Annotated in this window: 18 protein-coding genes; all 18 read right to left on the bottom strand. The window is 59.9% G+C overall.

From position 1 onward, the window contains the following. Position 1 precedes the first annotated feature (1 nt). The 18 genes from flhA to fliF all read right to left on the bottom strand — a co-directional run bounded on the left by flhA (position 2) and on the right by fliF (position 17588). Positions 2–2131, bottom strand: a complete 2130-nt coding sequence (flhA, locus tag QRN20_RS18190) for a flagellar biosynthesis protein FlhA (protein ID WP_004880782.1) — start codon at positions 2129–2131, stop codon at positions 2–4. A 198-nt stretch (positions 2132–2329) separates the two neighbouring features. Beyond that, the gene (gene flhB, locus QRN20_RS18185; protein WP_004880779.1) at positions 2330–3466 is read right to left on the bottom strand and encodes a flagellar biosynthesis protein FlhB; all 1137 of its coding nucleotides are present in this window, start codon (positions 3464–3466) and stop codon (positions 2330–2332) included. Position 3467: 1 nt separating this feature from the next. After that, a complete protein-coding gene (fliR, locus tag QRN20_RS18180) occupies positions 3468–4253 on the bottom strand; it encodes a flagellar biosynthetic protein FliR (RefSeq protein ID WP_032650615.1) in 786 nt (261 codons plus the stop codon). A gap of 6 nt (positions 4254–4259) precedes the next feature. Beyond that, positions 4260–4529: a flagellar biosynthesis protein FliQ gene (fliQ, locus tag QRN20_RS18175; RefSeq protein WP_004880775.1), complete on the bottom strand. Its 270-nt coding sequence runs from the start codon at positions 4527–4529 to the stop codon at positions 4260–4262. 25 nt (positions 4530–4554) lie between these two features. Then, positions 4555–5307, bottom strand: coding sequence for a flagellar type III secretion system pore protein FliP (fliP, locus tag QRN20_RS18170; RefSeq protein WP_004880774.1), 753 nt, complete (start codon positions 5305–5307; stop codon positions 4555–4557). Continuing rightward, complete coding sequence (fliO, locus tag QRN20_RS18165; protein WP_004880772.1) at positions 5307–5744, bottom strand: flagellar biosynthetic protein FliO; 438 nt, start codon at positions 5742–5744, stop codon at positions 5307–5309. Before fliO ends, fliP begins: the two co-directional genes overlap by 1 nt. After that, positions 5745–6206 (bottom strand): flagellar motor switch protein FliN, encoded by a 462-nt coding sequence (gene fliN / locus QRN20_RS18160; RefSeq protein WP_004880770.1) that lies wholly within the window; start codon positions 6204–6206, stop codon positions 5745–5747. It abuts the gene before it with no gap. Positions 6207–6268: 62 nt separating this feature from the next. Then, the gene (gene fliM, locus QRN20_RS18155) at positions 6269–7237 is read right to left on the bottom strand and encodes a flagellar motor switch protein FliM (protein WP_004880767.1); all 969 of its coding nucleotides are present in this window, start codon (positions 7235–7237) and stop codon (positions 6269–6271) included. A gap of 9 nt (positions 7238–7246) precedes the next feature. Next, positions 7247–7747, bottom strand: a complete 501-nt coding sequence (fliL, locus tag QRN20_RS18150; RefSeq protein ID WP_004880765.1) for a flagellar basal body-associated protein FliL — start codon at positions 7745–7747, stop codon at positions 7247–7249. A 414-nt stretch (positions 7748–8161) separates the two neighbouring features. Then, positions 8162–9586, bottom strand: coding sequence for a flagellar hook-length control protein FliK (locus QRN20_RS18145; protein ID WP_122468233.1), 1425 nt, complete (start codon positions 9584–9586; stop codon positions 8162–8164). A gap of 90 nt (positions 9587–9676) precedes the next feature. Further along, positions 9677–10033, bottom strand: coding sequence for an Hpt domain-containing protein (locus QRN20_RS18140; protein WP_004880762.1), 357 nt, complete (start codon positions 10031–10033; stop codon positions 9677–9679). A 43-nt stretch (positions 10034–10076) separates the two neighbouring features. Beyond that, positions 10077–11774, bottom strand: a complete 1698-nt coding sequence (locus tag QRN20_RS18135; protein ID WP_122468236.1) for a SpoIIE family protein phosphatase — start codon at positions 11772–11774, stop codon at positions 10077–10079. Positions 11775–11777: 3 nt separating this feature from the next. Further along, a complete protein-coding gene (locus tag QRN20_RS18130) occupies positions 11778–12080 on the bottom strand; it encodes an STAS domain-containing protein (protein ID WP_004880759.1) in 303 nt (100 codons plus the stop codon). A gap of 79 nt (positions 12081–12159) precedes the next feature. After that, positions 12160–12609 carry a flagellar export protein FliJ gene (fliJ, locus tag QRN20_RS18125; protein ID WP_004880757.1) on the bottom strand — a complete coding sequence of 150 codons (450 nt, stop codon included), beginning with the start codon at positions 12607–12609 and terminating at the stop codon, positions 12160–12162. Positions 12610–12615: 6 nt separating this feature from the next. Beyond that, positions 12616–13974, bottom strand: coding sequence for a flagellar protein export ATPase FliI (gene fliI, locus QRN20_RS18120; RefSeq protein ID WP_029242800.1), 1359 nt, complete (start codon positions 13972–13974; stop codon positions 12616–12618). After that, on the bottom strand, positions 13964–14782 hold the full coding sequence (gene fliH / locus QRN20_RS18115; protein ID WP_029242799.1) for a flagellar assembly protein FliH: 819 nt from the start codon (positions 14780–14782) through the stop codon (positions 13964–13966). The genes fliI and fliH overlap by 11 nt, the downstream gene beginning before the upstream one ends. A 15-nt stretch (positions 14783–14797) precedes the next feature. Next, on the bottom strand, positions 14798–15814 hold the full coding sequence (gene fliG / locus QRN20_RS18110; protein WP_004880752.1) for a flagellar motor switch protein FliG: 1017 nt from the start codon (positions 15812–15814) through the stop codon (positions 14798–14800). Continuing rightward, positions 15807–17588, bottom strand: coding sequence for a flagellar basal-body MS-ring/collar protein FliF (gene fliF, locus QRN20_RS18105; RefSeq protein ID WP_029242798.1), 1782 nt, complete (start codon positions 17586–17588; stop codon positions 15807–15809). Before fliF ends, fliG begins: the two co-directional genes overlap by 8 nt. Positions 17589–17602 lie beyond the last annotated feature (14 nt).

The following is a 17602-nucleotide window of genomic DNA, read 5'->3' as shown; positions in this document are numbered from 1 at the left end:
CTCAGCCGTTGGGCCCGACAGTCGCTACGATGGTTACTTGCTTGTTGTCAGGAATTTCCTGATACGCCAGAACATGCATACTCGGTACAGCCAATCGTCCAAATCGTGACAGCATGGCCCGGATCGGACCCGCTACCAGAAGGATTACCGGCAACCCTTGCATTTCCTGACGCTGGGCCGCCTCGATCAACGAACGCTGGAGCTTTTCAGCCATGCTCGGTTCAAGCAGAACGCCTTCTTCCTGACCCTGACCAGCCTTCTGCAAACTATTGAGCAATATCTGTTCCAACCTTGGTTCCAGAGTGATAACAGGCAGCTCCGGCTCAACGCCTACAATGCTTTGCACGATTGCGCGGCTCAGACCGACGCGGACAGCCGCCACCAGCGCGGCGGTATCTTGACTCTTCCCGGCGTTGTTGGCGATGGCTTCTGCGATGCTGCGGATGTCGCGTACCGGTACGTGCTCGGCCAGGAGCGCCTGCAGCACGTTGAGCAACGACGACAGCGAAAGGACACCCGGAACCAGTTCCTCAGCCAGCTTCGGCGAGCTTTTGGCCAGCAATTGCATTAGTTGCTGGACCTCTTCATGGCCGATCAGTTCATGCGAATGCTTGTACAGGATCTGGTTGAGGTGAGTGGCCACTACCGTGCTGGCGTCCACTACCGTGTAGCCGAGAGACTGAGCCTGACTGCGCTGGCTGATTTCGATCCACACCGCTTCCAGGCCGAATGCCGGATCTCTGGCGGTGATGCCGTTCAGCGTGCCGAACACCTGACCGGGGTTGATCGCCAGTTCGCGATCGGGATAGATCTCGGCCTCGGCCAGAATCACGCCCATCAGCGTCAGACGATAGGCGCTGGGCGCCAGATCGAGGTTGTCGCGGATGTGGACGGTCGGCATCAGGAAGCCAAGCTCCTGAGAGAGCTTCTTGCGCACGCCCTTGATACGCGCCAGCAACTGACCACCCTGATTGCGATCCACCAGCGGAATCAGGCGATAGCCCACTTCCAGACCGATGATGTCGATAGGCGTCACGTCGTCCCAGCCCAGTTCCTTGGAATCCTGAACGCGGGTCGGTGATGGCAACAGATCCTGTTGACGCTGAACTTCGGCCAGCGCCTCGAACTTCACCTGATTCTCTTTCTTCCACAGCAGGTAGGCACCACCGGCTGCCACAAGGCCAAGGCCGATGAAGGCGAAGTGCGGCATGCCCGGCACCAGCCCCATGACGATCATGATGCCGGCCGATACACCCAGCGCCTTGTAGGAAGAGAACATCTGACGATTGATCAGCTTGCCCATCTCTTCCGAACCGGAAGCACGGGTCACCATGATCGCGGCAGCGGTGGACAGCAGCAGTGATGGCAATTGCGCCACCAAACCGTCACCGATGGTCAACAAGGTGTATACGCGACCTGCGTCAGCGAAGGACATGTTGTGCTGAAAGATACCCACCAGCATGCCGCCGATGAGGTTGATGAACAGAATCAGCAGGCCGGCAATGGCGTCACCGCGCACGAACTTGCTGGCACCGTCCATGGATCCGTAGAACTCGGCTTCCCCGGCGACTTCAGCACGACGGCGCTTGGCTTCAGGCTGGTCGATGAGGCCGGCGTTGAGGTCGGCGTCGATCGCCATCTGTTTGCCTGGCATCGCGTCGAGGGTGAAACGTGCGCTCACTTCGGAGATACGCCCGGCACCCTTGGTGATCACCACGAAGTTGATGATCATCAGAATCGCGAACACCACGATACCGACCACGTAGTTGCCGCCAATCACCACCTCACCGAAGGCCTGGATCACCTTACCTGCGGCGGCGTGTCCGTCCTGGCCGTGCAGCATCACCACACGGGTCGAAGCCACGTTCAGGGCCAGACGCAGCAGCGTGGCGACCAGCAGAATGGTCGGGAAAACCGAGAAGTCCAGCGGCCGCAATGCGTAAACGCACACCAGCAGCACGACGATGGACAGCGCAATGTTGAACGTGAACAGCACGTCCAGCAAAAACGGCGGAATAGGCAACATCATCATTGCCAGCATGATCAGCAACAACAGCGGCACGCCCAACTGGCCACGGCCGAGGCCTGCAAGGTTGCTGCGTGCGCTACTGAGTATCTGAGAGCGTTCCACCGATTCTTTACCTGCGCACTGGATCAAAACTTTGACGCCGACAGCGTCCTTGAACAGACCTATTGCAAGAAGCTGTCCAACTTTTCAAAAGCCAGTGAATGCGGGGGTGAAACGGCAGATAAGTAGCAATAACGAGGAAAAACTGAAAGTGGCTTGCTGGCGATGCATTCGACGCAGTGGATCAGGCAAACCGCATTGTCAGGAATCGCGCTGCAGGTCCGGCGGAATCGGCACGTCGCCCAGCGGATCCGGGCGCTTGCCCTGTCCTGCGTGGTACTGACGGATCTGGTAGACGTAGGCCAGCACCTGAGCCACGGCCAGGTAAAGCCCTGCCGGAATCTCCTGTTCCAGCTCGGTGCTGTAATAGATGGAGCGCGCCAGGCCGGGCGACTCCAGAATGAGAATCTGATTGTGCGCGGCGATCTCGCGAATTTTCAGCGCAACCAGATCCGTACCCTTGGCCAGCAGCATTGGCGCGCCACCCTTCTCGGGATCGTATTTGAGCGCCACGGCGAAGTGAGTCGGGTTGGTGATGATCACGTCGGCTTCGGGGATCGAGGCCATCATCCGGCGCTGTGACATCTCACGCTGCAATTGACGGATCCGCTGCTTGATCTCCGGACTGCCTTCGCTGTTCTTGTGCTCGTCGCGCACTTCCTGCTTGGTCATCAGCAGCTTCTTGTGCGCCTCCCACAATACGAACGGAACGTCGGCGGCAGCGACGAACATCAAACCGCAGGCCATCCAGAAGCTGCTCCAGCCCACCACCTGAAGACTGTGGATAATGGCCTGCTCCAGAGGCTCGTGCGCGATGGCGACAAGATCGTTGCGCTCCTTGCTCAGCACCACCAGCGCTACCGCCAGAATGATCAGGAATTTGGCGAGCGACTTGAGCAGCTCAACCAGCGCGTGAGGCGAGAACATGCGCTTGAGACCCGCAGCCGGGTTCATGCGGCTGAACTTGGGAGCCAGCGATTTGGTCGCGAACAACCAGCCACCAAGCATGATCGGCCCTACCAACGCTGCCATAAGCATGGCAATCAGAAACGGCAGCACCACCACCAGGGCATGCAGGCCGGAACTGAGCAGTGCCTTGCCCATGTAATCCTGGTCCATCAGCGTTTCACGGGTAATGGTGAAATTGTCGCGCATCAACTCGAACATCATCTGTGCGATGCCACCACCAAACACCAGCGCCCCGCCCGACCCCATCAGCATCACCACCAGGGTGGTCAGCTCCTTGGAGCGGGCAATCTGACCATCGGCCCTGGAGTCACGGACCTTTTTCTCCGTGGGCTCTTCTGTCTTGTCCTGGCCATTTTCGTTCTCAGCCATTTCAACGAGCCCTCACCATGTCGCGCAGTGCCTGCAGAGCCTGACTGGCAAGCGGCTGATATTGATTGAGAATATCGCCCATGGTCATCCACAGAATGACCATGCCCAGCACAAGCGTCAGCGGAAAACCGATGGAAAAGATATTGAGCTGAGGTGCCGCACGTGTCATCACGCCAAATGCGATGTTGATGACCAGCAGCGCGGTAATCGCCGGCAGCACCAGCCTGAGAGCCGAACCCATGACCCAGCCAAGCCCGGTCGCCAGCTCCCAGAAATTATTGACCAGCAGGCCGCTGCCCACCGGCATGGTCGTGAAGCTTTCAACGAGAATTTCCAGCACCACCAGATGACCGTTCATGGCCAGAAACAGCAGTGTCACCAGCATGGTGAAAAACTGCCCGATGGTGGCCGACGAAACGCCGTTGGTAGGGTCGACCATCGAAGCGAAACCCATGCCCATCTGCGTCGAGATGATCTGCCCCGCCACCACGAAAATATGGAAAAACAGCTGTAAGGCGAGCCCCATCCCTGCGCCGATGATGATCTGCTCGCCAATCAACAGCAGCGCACTGAGATCGAGGGCCTGCACTGTGGGCATCGCAGGCAACACGGGCGCAACTGCAACGGTCATGGCAACCGCCAGATACAGGCGCACACGCCGGGGAACCAGCGTCGTACCAATGATCGGCATCGTCATCAACACCGCGATGATGCGAAAAAGCGGCAACATGAAGCTGGCGACCCAGGTGCTGATCTGGGCGTCGGTCAGCGCGAGCATCGGCTGCATGCAGCGTCAGCCGATCACGGTCGGAATGCTGGTATACAGCGACAGCATGTATTCCATGAAGACTTTCAACAGCCAGGGACCGATCGCGATCAGTGTGATCAACATGACGATCAGACGCGGCAGAAAGCTGAGCGTCTGTTCGTTGATTTGGGTGGCAGCCTGAAACATCGCCACCAGCAGACCACAGATCAGACTCGGCACCACCAGAATCGCAACCAGCATGGTGGTCAGCCACAGCGCTTCACGAAACAGATCGACGGCTACTTCCGGCGTCATCGGGCAGACTCCTCAGCGAAACGACTCATACACCACCAAAACTGCCGGCCAGCGTGCCGACGATCAGCGCCCAGCCATCCACCAGCACGAACAGCATGATCTTGAACGGCAGGGAAATGATCAGCGGCGACAGCATCATCATACCCATCGCCATCAGCACACTGGCCACGACCAGATCGATGATCAAAAACGGAATGAAGATCATGAAGCCGATCTGAAATGCAGTCTTGAGCTCGGAGATCACGAAAGCCGGCACCAGAATGTTCAGCGGTGCCGCGTCCGGCGTCGGAATATCGGTACGCTTGGACAAACGCATGAACAGCTCAAGGTCACTGGTGCGCGTCTGCGCCAGCATGAAATCCTTGATCGGCACCTGCGCCTTGGCGACCGCATCCTGCGCCGTAAGCTGCTCGGCCAGATACGGCTGCAAGGCGTCCTGATTCACCTTGTCGAACACAGGCGCCATGATGAACATGGTCAGAAACAGCGCCATGCCGGTCAGGATCTGGTTCGACGGCGTCTGCTGCAGACCCAGGGCCTGGCGCAAAATCGAGAAGACGATGATGATCCGCGTGAAGCTGGTCATCAGCATCACGAATGCCGGGATGAAGCTCAGCGCGGTCATGATCAGCAGGATCTGCAGACTGACCGAATACTCCTGCTGACCGTCAGCCCCGTTGGACAGGGTGATGGCCGGAATCGACAACGGATCGGCAGCCAACGCGACCGGCGCAATCATTACCAGCAACAGCAGTACCAGGAAACGCAAGGCGCCCATTACTTCTTGTCCTTATCCTTGCCCATCAAATCCAGCAGACGCTGAGCGAACTCGGGCGTCGCCTGCTCCCGGACCGGAACCTGCACAGGCTCCTTGAGCACATGCAGGGTGGTGATATTGCCTGGCGTGATGCCCAGCAGGACCTGTTCATTGCCCACCTGGACCAGCACCAGACGATCACGCGGCCCGATGGCCCGCGTGCTGACCAGTTCGATAATCTGACTATTGTTGGGTCCAACCCGCTGGACCCGCCGCATGACCCAGGCCAGCGCGAAAATCAGGCCGACCACCAGCAGCAGCCCGAACAACAACTGCATCACTTGACCACCCATGCCACTGGATACGGTATTGGCCACGGCGGGCGCTGCCTGCGCAGCGGGCTCGGCGGCCAGCGCCAGCGAGGGCAGCATCAGCAGAACACTCAGCAAGCGCTTCACTTAACGCAACTTCTTGATGCGTTCACTCGGGCTGATCACGTCAGTCAGGCGAATGCCGAACTTTTCGTTGACCACCACCACTTCGCCATGCGCAATCAACGTACCGTTGACCAGCACGTCCAGCGGCTCGCCTGCCAGACGATCCAGCTCGATGACCGACCCCTGGTTGAGTTGCAGCAGGTTGCGAATGTTGATGTCGGTGCTGCCCACTTCCATGGAGATCGACACCGGAATATCCAGAATCACGTCCAGGTTCGGGCCGTCCAGGGTGACCGGCGCATTGTTTTTCGGCACGCTGCCGAACTCTTCCATGGTCATGCGATTGGTCGCATTGCCCGCGTCCGCGGCCAGCAGCGCGTCGATATCGTCCTGACCACCTTCGCCCGCCTCGCCCAGTGCAGCAGCCCATTCATCGGCCAGCGCCTGATCTTCAGCAGACGTCATATCGTTTTCATCAGCCATCGGTAGTCCTCTGCAAGCAGTGATTCAATTACGCAACAATGTTCCGACGTCGACCTGACAGGTCAACGTCGCGCTATGGGTTCAATTACCTGCAGGGCCATCTTGCCCTTGTGCGAGCCCAGCTTGACCTTGAACGAAGGCACGCCGTTGGCCCGCAGAACCAGCGACTCGGCCAGCTCGATCGGGATCACATCACCGGGACGCATATGCAGGATGTCGCGCAGCGGCAACTGACGCTGGGCGATGGTGGTACTGAGCGGCACGTTGACGTCGAGCACGTCTTCCTTGAGCGCGTTGACCCAGCGCTCGTCCTGATCGTCCAGGTCCGACTGGAAACCGGCGTCGAGCATTTCCCGGATCGGCTCGATCATGGAGTACGGCATGGTCACGTGCAGATCACCGCCACCGCCATCGAGTTCGATGTGGAACGTGGAGATGACCACCGCTTCGCTCGGCCCGACGATGTTGGCCATAGCCGGGTTCACTTCCGAGTTGATGTACTCGAAGTTCACTTCCATGATCGCCTGCCAGGCTTCCTTCAGGTCGATGAACGCCTGATCCAGCACCATCCGCACCACACGCAGCTCGGTCGGCGTGAACTCACGCCCTTCGATCTTCGCGTGACGGCCGTCACCACCGAAAAAATTGTCTACCAGCTTGAACACCAGCTTGGCGTCGAGAATGAACAGCGCGGTGCCGCGCAGCGGCTTGATCTTGGCCAGGTTCAGGCTGGTCGGTACGTACAGCGAATGCACGTACTCACCGAACTTCATCACCTGAACACCGCCCACCGCTACGTCCGCAGAGCGGCGCAGCAGGTTGAACATACTGATGCGGGTGTAGCGGGCGAATCGTTCGTTGATCATTTCCAGAGTCGGCATACGACCCCGGACGATCCGGTCCTGACTGGTCAGGTCATAACTTTTGACGCTTCCGGGCTCGCCGGGGCTTTCGGTCTGGACCATACCATCGTCAACGCCATGCAGCAGCGCGTCGATTTCATCCTGGGACAGCAGGTCTTGCACAGCCATGTCGAGGTCCTACTGCAATACGAAATTAGTGAACAGCAGCTGTTCGATCACAGTCTTGCCAAGTTCTTTCTGCGCCACTTCCTGAATGCTGGCGGTTGCCTTCTGACGCAGCATTTCCTGGCCGATTGGCGAGGCCAGCGACTCGAAAGGGATGGCCGCGAACAGCATGACCAGATTGTTGCGAATCACCGGCATGTGCACTTTCAGGGCTTCCATGTCTGCAGCATTGCGGCCCAGCATGGTGATGCTGACCTGCATGTAGCGCTGACGGCCATTGGCGTTGAAGTTGACGACGAACGCAGGCGTCAGCGGTTCGAAAACCGCCACCGGCTTGGCGTTGGCCGCAGCCGCAGCAACTGCCGGGTCGGGCGCGCTTTCGCCCTTGTGCATGATGAACCAGGTCGCACCCACTGACAGACCGACAGCGAGCAGCAAGGCCACAACCGCTACGATAATGAGCTTGAGTTTGCCTTTGGAAGCGGGGTCTTTAACTTCTTCGCTCTTCGCCATGCCAATAATCCGTCACTATTCAAGGGGTCTTCAATACGTGACAGGGGCAGAGCAAGTGTTATGCCAGAGTTGCGAGAAAGGAGGCGGATCGGGCTTAAACGGTTTTTTAAGCAAAGGCAGCACGCCCTCTCGAAAAGCATGCTGCCCGCTGAACAACGCGATTTTGCACAAGGCTCACGGCGTCTTCGATACAGAAAACAAACTGTGGGAGGCGGCTTGCCGGCGATCTGCCGGGAACCGACAGCAAACCTGCGCATGCGGTGTATCAGACTTGGTCAAGGGCCGCTGCGCAGCCCATCTCTGCCGTCGCAACCTCCGAGAGCTGCTACGCCCTCCGGGCAGAGGCAGATGCCAGTGCATCTTTGAAGACTGGGTTTGCTGCAGGCCAACACCCCGCCCCGCAGCTCACCCCAATCAGGCGTAGTAATCGATCTCGCTGGTACCGATCACCCGCGCCGCAGGCTGGCTGACGGGAACAGCGGCATCGGCGATGGACACGTCGTCAGCACTGTCACCCGACCCCGTCCCACCACTGCGACCGCCGCGCTGAGCCCGGCTGGCCTGCTCCTGAGCCTGTTGCTGGGCCTGCTGTTGCGACTGGTCCGAGACGTTCACGTCCACTTGACCCAAGCCCTGCTGGCTAAATGAGTCACGCAGGCGGGACATCTGGCTTTCGAGCGCTTCACGCACGCCCACGTGGGCGCTCATGAACGTCACTTGGGTCTGCTGATCCGGCGCCATATTGACGCGGATATCGAGACGGCCTAGTTCCGCCGGTTCCAGCTTGATTTCGGCCGACTTCAGGTTCTGGCTCGACAGGTACATGACCCGGTCCACCACACCTTCGGTCCAGCCACTCTGATGCATCGCCAGAGGCTGACTCATCAGAGGCGCTGCAGTTGGCGTTGCCGCGACCCTGGCGGGCTGTGCAGCCTGACTCAATGCTGCGAGACGGTCGGCAAAGTTATCGACCCGCGTGTCACCTGCGGCGCTTTTCACATCCTTCAGGCCTTCACCGATCAACCCGCTGAACGACTTGTCGCTGCTTTCGGTGCTGCTGTCGTCAGTGGGCAACTGCTCGCTCAGTTGCGACAGGTTATTGGCGATATTCTGTGTGGGGTCCGCTTCGGCATTGGAAGGCGTCGCCTTACTGGCGGCGCGAGCGTTCTGCGTCGCGAGTTGCGTTTTGGCGCTGGCGTTTTCCAATGCCAGCTGCACTGCTTCAAGGCCATCGAGCGGATCCGCATCAGGATCGAAAGCGGCCTCAGCCACTGCAGGAGGCGGCGCCTTGATCCCGGCAGCGATCTCGACCGCAGGCGCAGCCTTGGTATCGGTAACCGCAGGCCTGGCAATCGCGGGCGCAACAGGAGCCTGTGCGGTCATGGCCTGCAATGCGGGGTCCAGCGCCGGATCAAGTGCCGGATCGGTAACCGGCACAGCGTTGCCATCGGCCAACGCATCGGTCAGCACCTGATCTGCTGCGGCCTGGTCGGCTGCGACCTGATCTTCATCGGCGGTAGCGGTCGTCACGCTGGCAGGCAAACCGTTGCCGCTATCGGCAACGGTCGACGGATTCGTGGCAGCGTTCTGATCGGCGGAAGGCTTGTCCTTGCCGCTCGCAACCTTGTCGGAACCGGACGAAGTCTTGTCCCTGGCCGACTTGACAGGCACATCATCGCGCGCTGAAGCGACGTCCTTTGCCTGCTTGGCATAGACATTGGAGAAGCTGGAAGCCTCGTCTTTGCTGCCGTCGGCAGGCTTGGCGGCATTGGTTGCCGCGCCGGACCGGGCGGTCGCAGGGGCATTGGCCTGTAAAAGCGCGTTGGTGGCGAGGGGCATTTCGGTCTCCGCATGAGCAGCTGGTTACCGAAATATTAGCAAGATGCAGGCCAACCCTAAAAAGGCGGCCTGAAGGTGATCCATGAACGCTTAACTGACGAAGAACTGGCGTTCCGCATCGAACAATCGGCGGATGGTCGCGTACTCGCTGGCGATCCTGCCGATCAGCTCTTCCAGACCCGCGCTCTGCTGTTGACGGGCGCGATCCTCAAGCTCGCGGCACAGCTCCGAGAGCCGTAGCGCTCCCATGTTACTGCTGCTGCCTTTGAAGCTGTGGGCATTCAGGCTCAATGTTTCCAGATCAGGCCCGTGAGGCTCGAGCGCCAGACGCATCTGGGACAGGCGCTGCTCGGAGTCCTTGAAGAACACATCCAGCAACGTGGGATATTCGTCTTCCATGACTTCCTGCAGGGTACTCAAAACGCTGTAATCCAGATGAACAGACACTTGCTCACTCCTTGATCAAGACTCCAGGGCGCGATTATGCCACTCACTCCCAGGAAAATTCCACGCAGGCGATCCTGCCATCCGTGGACCATCGAGCCTGCCGACTCAGTTCACATACCAGCCTGATGCCGCGCCCATATAAACCATCAATCACAGGTGCATGGTCGATCACCTGCTGCGCGTCGAAACCGCTGCCACTGTCTTCGACGGTCAAGGTAAGACGACCGCCCTGCCCAACAGGTTCAATTCGCAGCGTCATACAGATAAATCCGTCCCGAAGATTATCGAGACGCTCGGCGCGCTGCTCATAGTAGCGGGCGAAACCGACAGCATCATGCTTGAGCGTCGAATCGAGCCCCAGTACACCGTGCTCAAGCGCGTTGCTGTACAACTCGCCCATCACCGCATGCAGCGCACCGCTCTGGTTGCGCAGCCCATGCACTTCGAGCAGCGACTGCAACACATAGGGCACGGGATTGAAGCGTTTGAGGGTGGAGCCGCGAAATTCGAAACTGGCCGACCAGTCGAGGGGGCTTGAGGCACCACTGTCGGAATACGTCGGCAGCGGCAACGAATCGAGCGGTTCGTCAATCACCGTGATTTCCAACAGGCTGACGTCATCACGCGCCTTGCCGCCAAAGTCGTTGAGCGCCTGAAGGATTTCCTGGATCAGAAACGCAGGCTGTTCATTAGCGGCCAGTACGTCACGCAGTCGCTGCACACCGAAGAGCTGATCATCGCTGTCGCTGGTATCGAGCACACCGTCGGACAGCAGAAAGATGCGGTCGCCCAGCGCCAGCGGATAGACGTCAGTCCTGACCTCGAACGCATCAACGCTCAACACGCCCAATGGCAGATGCCGGGAGACCAGCGTGACCGGATCACCCCCGTCAGCACGCAACAGATAACCATCCGGCAGCCCGCCGTTCCAGACCTCGACCTGCCGCTGCTTGTGATTGACGCACAGCAGCGTGGCGCAGCAGAACATATCCACCGGCAGAATGCGCTTCAGCTTGGCGTTCATTTCACGCAGGATTTCAACCAGACCAAACCCCTTGGCCGTCATGCCGTAAAACACTTCCGCCAGCGGCATGGCCCCTACGGCAGCCGGCAGACCGTGCCCGGTGAAATCGCCCAGCAGCACATGCATGTGCCCGGCCGGGGTGTAGGCCGCCAGCATCAGGTCACCGTTGAACAGCGCATAAGGTGACTGCAGGTAACGAATATTTGCCGCGCCCAGGCAGCCGGAATGCGCGACCTGATCGAAGACGGCCTTGGCGACGCGTTGCTCGTTGAGCAGGTATTCATGGTGGGTACTGATCAGGTCCCGCTGCTGCAGAACCGTTTCCTGCAACAGCCGCAGGCGGTTCATGGCATTGATCTTGGCCGCCAGCACCTGGGTGTTATAGGGCTTGGAGACGAAGTCATCACCGCCAGCATCCAGGCACCGCGCCAACGCCTCGCCTTCGGTGAGCGACGTCAGAAAGATGATCGGCACCAGCGACTCGCCAGCCATGAGCTTGATCCGCCGCGCCGCCTCGAAGCCGTCCATCAGCGGCATCATCGCATCCATGAGAATCAGGTGCGGGCGCTCGGTACTGAAGATCGCCACGGCCTCCAGGCCGTTGGCCGCGCTGACAACCCGGTGCCCCTGGCGGGCGATGATGGTCGCGAGCAGAAGACGGTCGCTGGCGCTGTCGTCGGCGATCAGGATGCACAGGCCTTTCGAGAGCGCCTGCACTGATCAGCTCAACTGGAACAGCTTCGAGAAATTGGAGATCGCGAGGATCTTGAACACATCGGCCGAGCAGTTGATCAGTCGCACCTGTGCCCGGTCACCACCGGCGTGGTCGCGCAGCAGCAACAGCATGCCCAGCGCGGAGCTGTCCAGATAATGGGTGTCGCGCAGGTCCACGACATAACTCAGGTCCCCCGGCTGCCCCTCATAGGCACCCCGAAAGGCCTGATGCGTGGCGAAATCGAAACGCCCTGCGATGTAGAGCGTCAGTTGGCGCCGGTCCGGGGAAAGCTCGGAAGTGACTGTCATAGGAATTCCTGAAGTGTTGCAACACCGAGACACTGTGAGCGTAGACCAGAGTTTGCGATCAACTCGTCAAAAATAGGTGTTAGTACTGTTCGTGACGAGGCAGGCGCTGGGACAACTCATCCAGCAGCTTCTGCTCGCGCTTGTCTTCAAGCTTGCGGGCCTCGTCCATGTAGCGCTGGACCAGTTTGCGCAGCCCCTCGACACGCGCATAGGCTTCCTGCCAGGCACCGCGTGCCTTGTCGAGATTGACCTTGTGCCACTCCAGGCTCTTGTACTGCTGGGCAACGGCAACGTCGAGCTGACTCAGAAAACGCTGATAACCCAGCAACCACTGACCGGATACACCCGAACTGCCGCGCTGCAGCCACTGCTGCTGATAGTCGTGGCGAAACTGGTCCAGCTCCTGCAACTTGTTGTTGGCCAGATTGACCTGCCCCTGAAAATGCCCGAGGCGCTGAGCCGCCGAACGCTCGGCCGCCTCCGCCATCTCGACCACAGGCGCCAGACGCGCCGCTCGACTCTGGGCCATGGTCTATCAGCCGCCCGGCGCCGGACCGAATACCGAAGCCAACGCTTCGCCACTGGCCTGCATGCTTTCGTTGTCGCGCAAGCCCTGACGCTGGTAGCGCACCAGCACCGGATGCAGCGCGATGGCCATGTCGGTTTCCCGATCGCCACCGGCCACGTACGCACCCACGCTGATCAGGTCGCGGGTCTGCTGATAGCGCGACCACAACTGCTTGAAATGCTGGGCTCGGGCCATGTGTTCAGGCGTCACCACCGATGGCATGACCCGGCTGATCGAGGCCTCAATATCGATGGCCGGGTAATGCCCTTCTTCAGCCAGTCGGCGCGAGAGCACGATGTGCCCGTCGAGCACACCCCGCGCAGAGTCGGCAATCGGGTCCTGCTGGTCATCGCCTTCGGACAGTACGGTATAGAACGCGGTGATCGAACCGCCGCCCGCTTCGGCGTTACCGGCACGCTCGACCAGCTTGGGCAAACGGGCAAATACTGAAGGCGGATAACCCTTGGTCGCAGGCGGTTCGCCAATGGCCAGCGCAATTTCCCGCTGGGCCTGGGCGAAACGGGTCAGGGAATCCATCAGCAACAGGACGTTCTTGCCCTTATCACGGAAATATTCGGCAATGCGCGTGCAGTACATCGCAGCGCGCAGACGCATCAAGGGCGCATCGTCGGCAGGCGAAGCCACCACCACCGAGCGTTTAAGACCTTCTTCACCCAAAATGTGCTCGATGAATTCCTTTACCTCGCGGCCCCGCTCACCGATCAGGCCGACGACGATGATGTCCGCTTCGGTGAAGCGCGTCATCATGCCGAGCAGCACACTCTTGCCCACGCCGGTACCGGCAAACAGCCCGAGACGCTGACCGCGGCCGACCGTCAACAAACCGTTGATGCAGCGGATGCCGACGTCCAGCGGCTGACTGATGGGGTCACGCTTGAGCGGGTTGATGGCCGGGCCGTCCATCGGCACCCAGTCTTCGGCCTTGATTGGCGGACGTCCGTCCAGCGGGCGACCTGCGCCGTCCAGCACCCGACCCAGCATGGTCATGCCCATCGGCAGGCGACCGGCATCGGCCAACGGCACCACACGGGCACCGGGCGCAATACCTGCAACGCTGCCGACCGGCATCAGAAACACCTTGCCGCCGGAAAAGCCCATCACCTCGGCCTCGACTTCGACCGGGTGGTGACTGTCATCGTTGATCACCACGCAACGACTGCCCATGGCGGCACGCAAGCCTTCGGCTTCCAGCGTCAGCCCGACCATGCGCAGCAGGCGGCCTTCGACCACCGGCTGAGCAGGCAGACTGATGGAGCCTGCGTAAGCTCCCAGGCGCTTGCCGAAACTGGTGCGATCAAGGCGCATCAAGCGGGTCCATGTCGGGTGCGACGGTTTTCGACGCATGAACAGGGGCTGCATCCAGCTCGACGCTGACATCGGCCGGTGCGGGGTGCGTCACTTGTTCGTGCAATTGATCGTGCATTTTCGAAATCGCCAGAGCTATCCGTGTTTCGATGCTGGCATCGATGCGGCTGTGCTCGGTTTCAATCCGGCAACCGCCCGGCAGTAACGTGTCGTCTTCGAGAATTTTCCACGCCTCTTCATGACGCTCGCGCATGGCTTTGACCAATGCGAAGTCCTGAGGATTGATGAAGATACGCAGATTGTTGGCACCCATCGGCAGCAGCTTCAACGCGTCACGCAACACGCTGGCGATCTGCCCGGAATCGGTTGCCAGCTCGCGCTGAATCACCTGTCGGGCAATGTGCTCGACCAGATGGATAACGGCTTTTTCGATCTGCGTGTCCTGCTCTGCAATCGGATTCAACAGGCTGGCCATCAGCATTTCGAGGCTGGCAATCTTGCCAGCCAGCGCCACTTCCGCCTCCTGCCGAACCTTGAGCTGAGTGCTGTGAAAGCCTTCCTTTTCGCCGGTGGCGAAGCCTTCGTTCCAGGCTTCCTGGCGAATGCTTTCCAGCTCTTCCAGGGTCAGCGGCTGGACTTCTTCCAGCGGCACTTCTTCCATCTCGGCCGGTTCATCGACCGGATCGGGCTCGGGTTCCGGCTCAGGCTCTACATGCGGGTCGAAACTGGGCAATGCCCAGAGATCGAGACCGCTGACGTCCTTGGCACGAATGAGGTCGCTGGCCGATTCTTTATTGGAACTGGACATGAGTCGGCTGAATCCTTAGATCATTTCCTCGCCACCCTTGCCACCGAGCACGATCTCGCCGGCTTCGGCCATGCGACGCGCAATGGTGAGGATTTCTTTCTGGGCAGTTTCCACATCGCTGACGCGTACCGGACCCTTGGCTTCCAGGTCGTCGCGCAGCAGTTCTGCGGCTCGCTTGGACATGTTCTTGAAGATTTTTTCCTTGATCGCCTCGTCCGAACCCTTGAGCGCCAGCACCAGCACGTCCGAAGACACTTCGCGCAACAGCGCCTGGATACCGCGGTCGTCCACGTCGGAGAGGTTGTTGAAGACGAACATGAGGTCTTCGATCTGCACGGAAAGGTCTTCGTCGACCTCGCGGATCGAATCCATGAGCGCGCCTTCGATGGAGCTGTCGAGGAAGTTCATGATGTCGGCCGCACGCTTGATACCACCCAATGTGGTACGCGACGTGTTGGCGTTGCCGGAGAACTGCTTCTCGAGAATCTGATTGAGCTCTTTAAGTGCCGCCGGTTGTACGGTGTTCAGGGACGAGACGCGCAGGATAATGTCCAGACGCACCTTATGGTCGAAATGCCCGAGCACTTCACCGGCCTGGTCGGCATCCAGATACGCCACCACAATGGCCTGGATCTGCGGGTGCTCGAAGCGGATAACGTCGGCAACCGCGCGCGGTTCCATCCACTTGAGGCTGTCCAGACCGCTGGTGTTGCCACCGAGCAGGATGCGGTCGATCAGGCCGTTGGCCTTGTCTTCGCCCAGCGCCTGGGTCAGCATCTTGCGAATGTAGCCATCGGAACCGACGCCAAGACTGGTCTGGTCACCGACGATGTCGACGAACTCGCTCATCACTTCTTCGACCTGCTCGCGATGCACATTGCGCATCTGAGCCATGGCCACGCCCACTTTCTGCACTTCCTTGGGGCCCATGTGACGCAATACCTGCGCCGCATCGGTTTCACCCAGAGAAAGCAGCAGCACGGCAGCCTTCTCGACTTTGCTCAGTTTGGCTACGAGGGCTCGATCATTCATCAGTGTTAATCCACTCTTTCACGACCTGGGCCACGCGACCCGGATCTTCAGCCACCAGACTTTTGATTGCATTGAGCTGTGCGTCATAACCCTCGGTCGGGCTAGGCAGCAGAATGCTCTGCGGACCGCCCAGGCTAACGCGGTCGTTGGACAGCTCGCCATCCAGGCCGCCCATGCCACCCAGTTCGGCATCGCCACCGAAACCGGCCAGTTCGCGGCTCTTGCCAGTGGTGATGTTGTTCAACACCGGACGCAGCACACCGAACACCAGAATCAGGATGAAGATAACGCCCACTGCCTGCTTGACGATGTCCCAGAACCACGGCTGCGAGTAGAACGAAGCCTCGGGCAGCACTTCGGCGCGCTCGCTGGAGAACGGTACGTTGATCACGCTGACGCTGTCGCCACGGCTGGCATCGAAGCCGACGGCATCCTGTACCAGACGCGTGAAGCGGGCCAGATCTGCGGCACTCCACGGTGCACGGGTCACTTCGCCATTGGCGGCATTGGTCTTGACCATATCATCGACCACCACGGCAACCGACAGGCGCGTCAGACGACCCTGCTGTTGTTTGGTATGGCTGATGGAACGGTCCAGCTCGAAGTTTTTGGTGGACTGCACACGCTTGTCGGCCGGGTACGGCGCCAGCGCAGGCTGACCGGTGGCCGGATCCATGATCTGTTGACCGTTGGCATCGAGCAGCGGCTGACCCGGAGCGATAGCGGCTGCAGCAGCGCCAGCACCACCAGCGGTCTGAGGCGCGGTCGCAGGGCCTGGAGGCTGGTTGCTCAACGCACCCGGAACGCCTTGCGAACCCGAGCTGCTGGAACGCTGTTCGTTGACCGACTGCTCGCTGCGCAAGGCAGGCTGATCCGGGTTGAAGCTTTCGGCGGTCGACTCGACGGCGCTGAAATCGACCACCGCCGACACTTCGGCCTTGTAGCGATCAGAACCCAGAATCGGTTGCAGGATGTTTTGCACGCGTTGCGTCAGCATGCCTTCCATACGACGGCTGTAATCGAACTGCTTGCCCGCCATGGTCAGTTCCGAGTTTTCGGCCTGATCGGACAGCAGGGTGCCTTTCTGGTCGACAACCGTGATCTGCGACTTGGTGAGTTCAGGAACACTGGTGGCGACCAGATTGATGATCGCCATGACCTGGCCCGGCTCAAGCGAGCGGCCTGCATACAGCTCGACCAGTACCGAGGCACTTGGCTTGCGGTCGTCACGGACGAAAACCGAACTCTTCGGAATGGCCAGGTGCACGCGGGCACCCTTGACGTTGTTCAACGCCGAAATGGTACGCGCCAGTTCGCCTTCCAGACCACGGCGATAGCGCGTGGCTTCCATGAACTGGCTGGTGCCCAGGCCCTGATCCTTGTCCAGAATCTCGAAACCGATGTTGGCATCGTTCTGCACCACGCCTGCTTGAGCCAGCTGGATGCGCGCACGCTGCACGTCATCAGCCTTGACCAGCAAAGCGCCGGAGTTCGGCTCGACGGTGTAATTGATGTTCGCAGCAGTCAGGGTGTCCATGATCTGCTTGCTGTCCATACCGGCAAGGCTGCCGTACAACGGACGATAGTCAGGCTGCTGCGACCACAGCACCACGGCAAAACCAATGGCCACGCTCGCGGCCAGACCGACCATAAGGCCGATCTGACGCAGCATGGTCATTTCGGAAAGGTTTTCCAGAAAAGAGAGCCCGAACAACGGTTTCTTGTCGGAGGCGCCCGCTCTTGCTGGAACAGGATCGGCTGTTGCTTCGGCCATGACTCAGTACGTCC

This window comes from Pseudomonas sp. fls2-241-TYG-175 (assembly GCF_030209155.1).
GTDB classification, from domain to species: domain Bacteria; phylum Pseudomonadota; class Gammaproteobacteria; order Pseudomonadales; family Pseudomonadaceae; genus Aquipseudomonas; species Aquipseudomonas viridiflava.
Note: the sequence above shows the minus strand (reverse complement) of the source record. Positions and strands in the feature narration are given on the sequence as shown.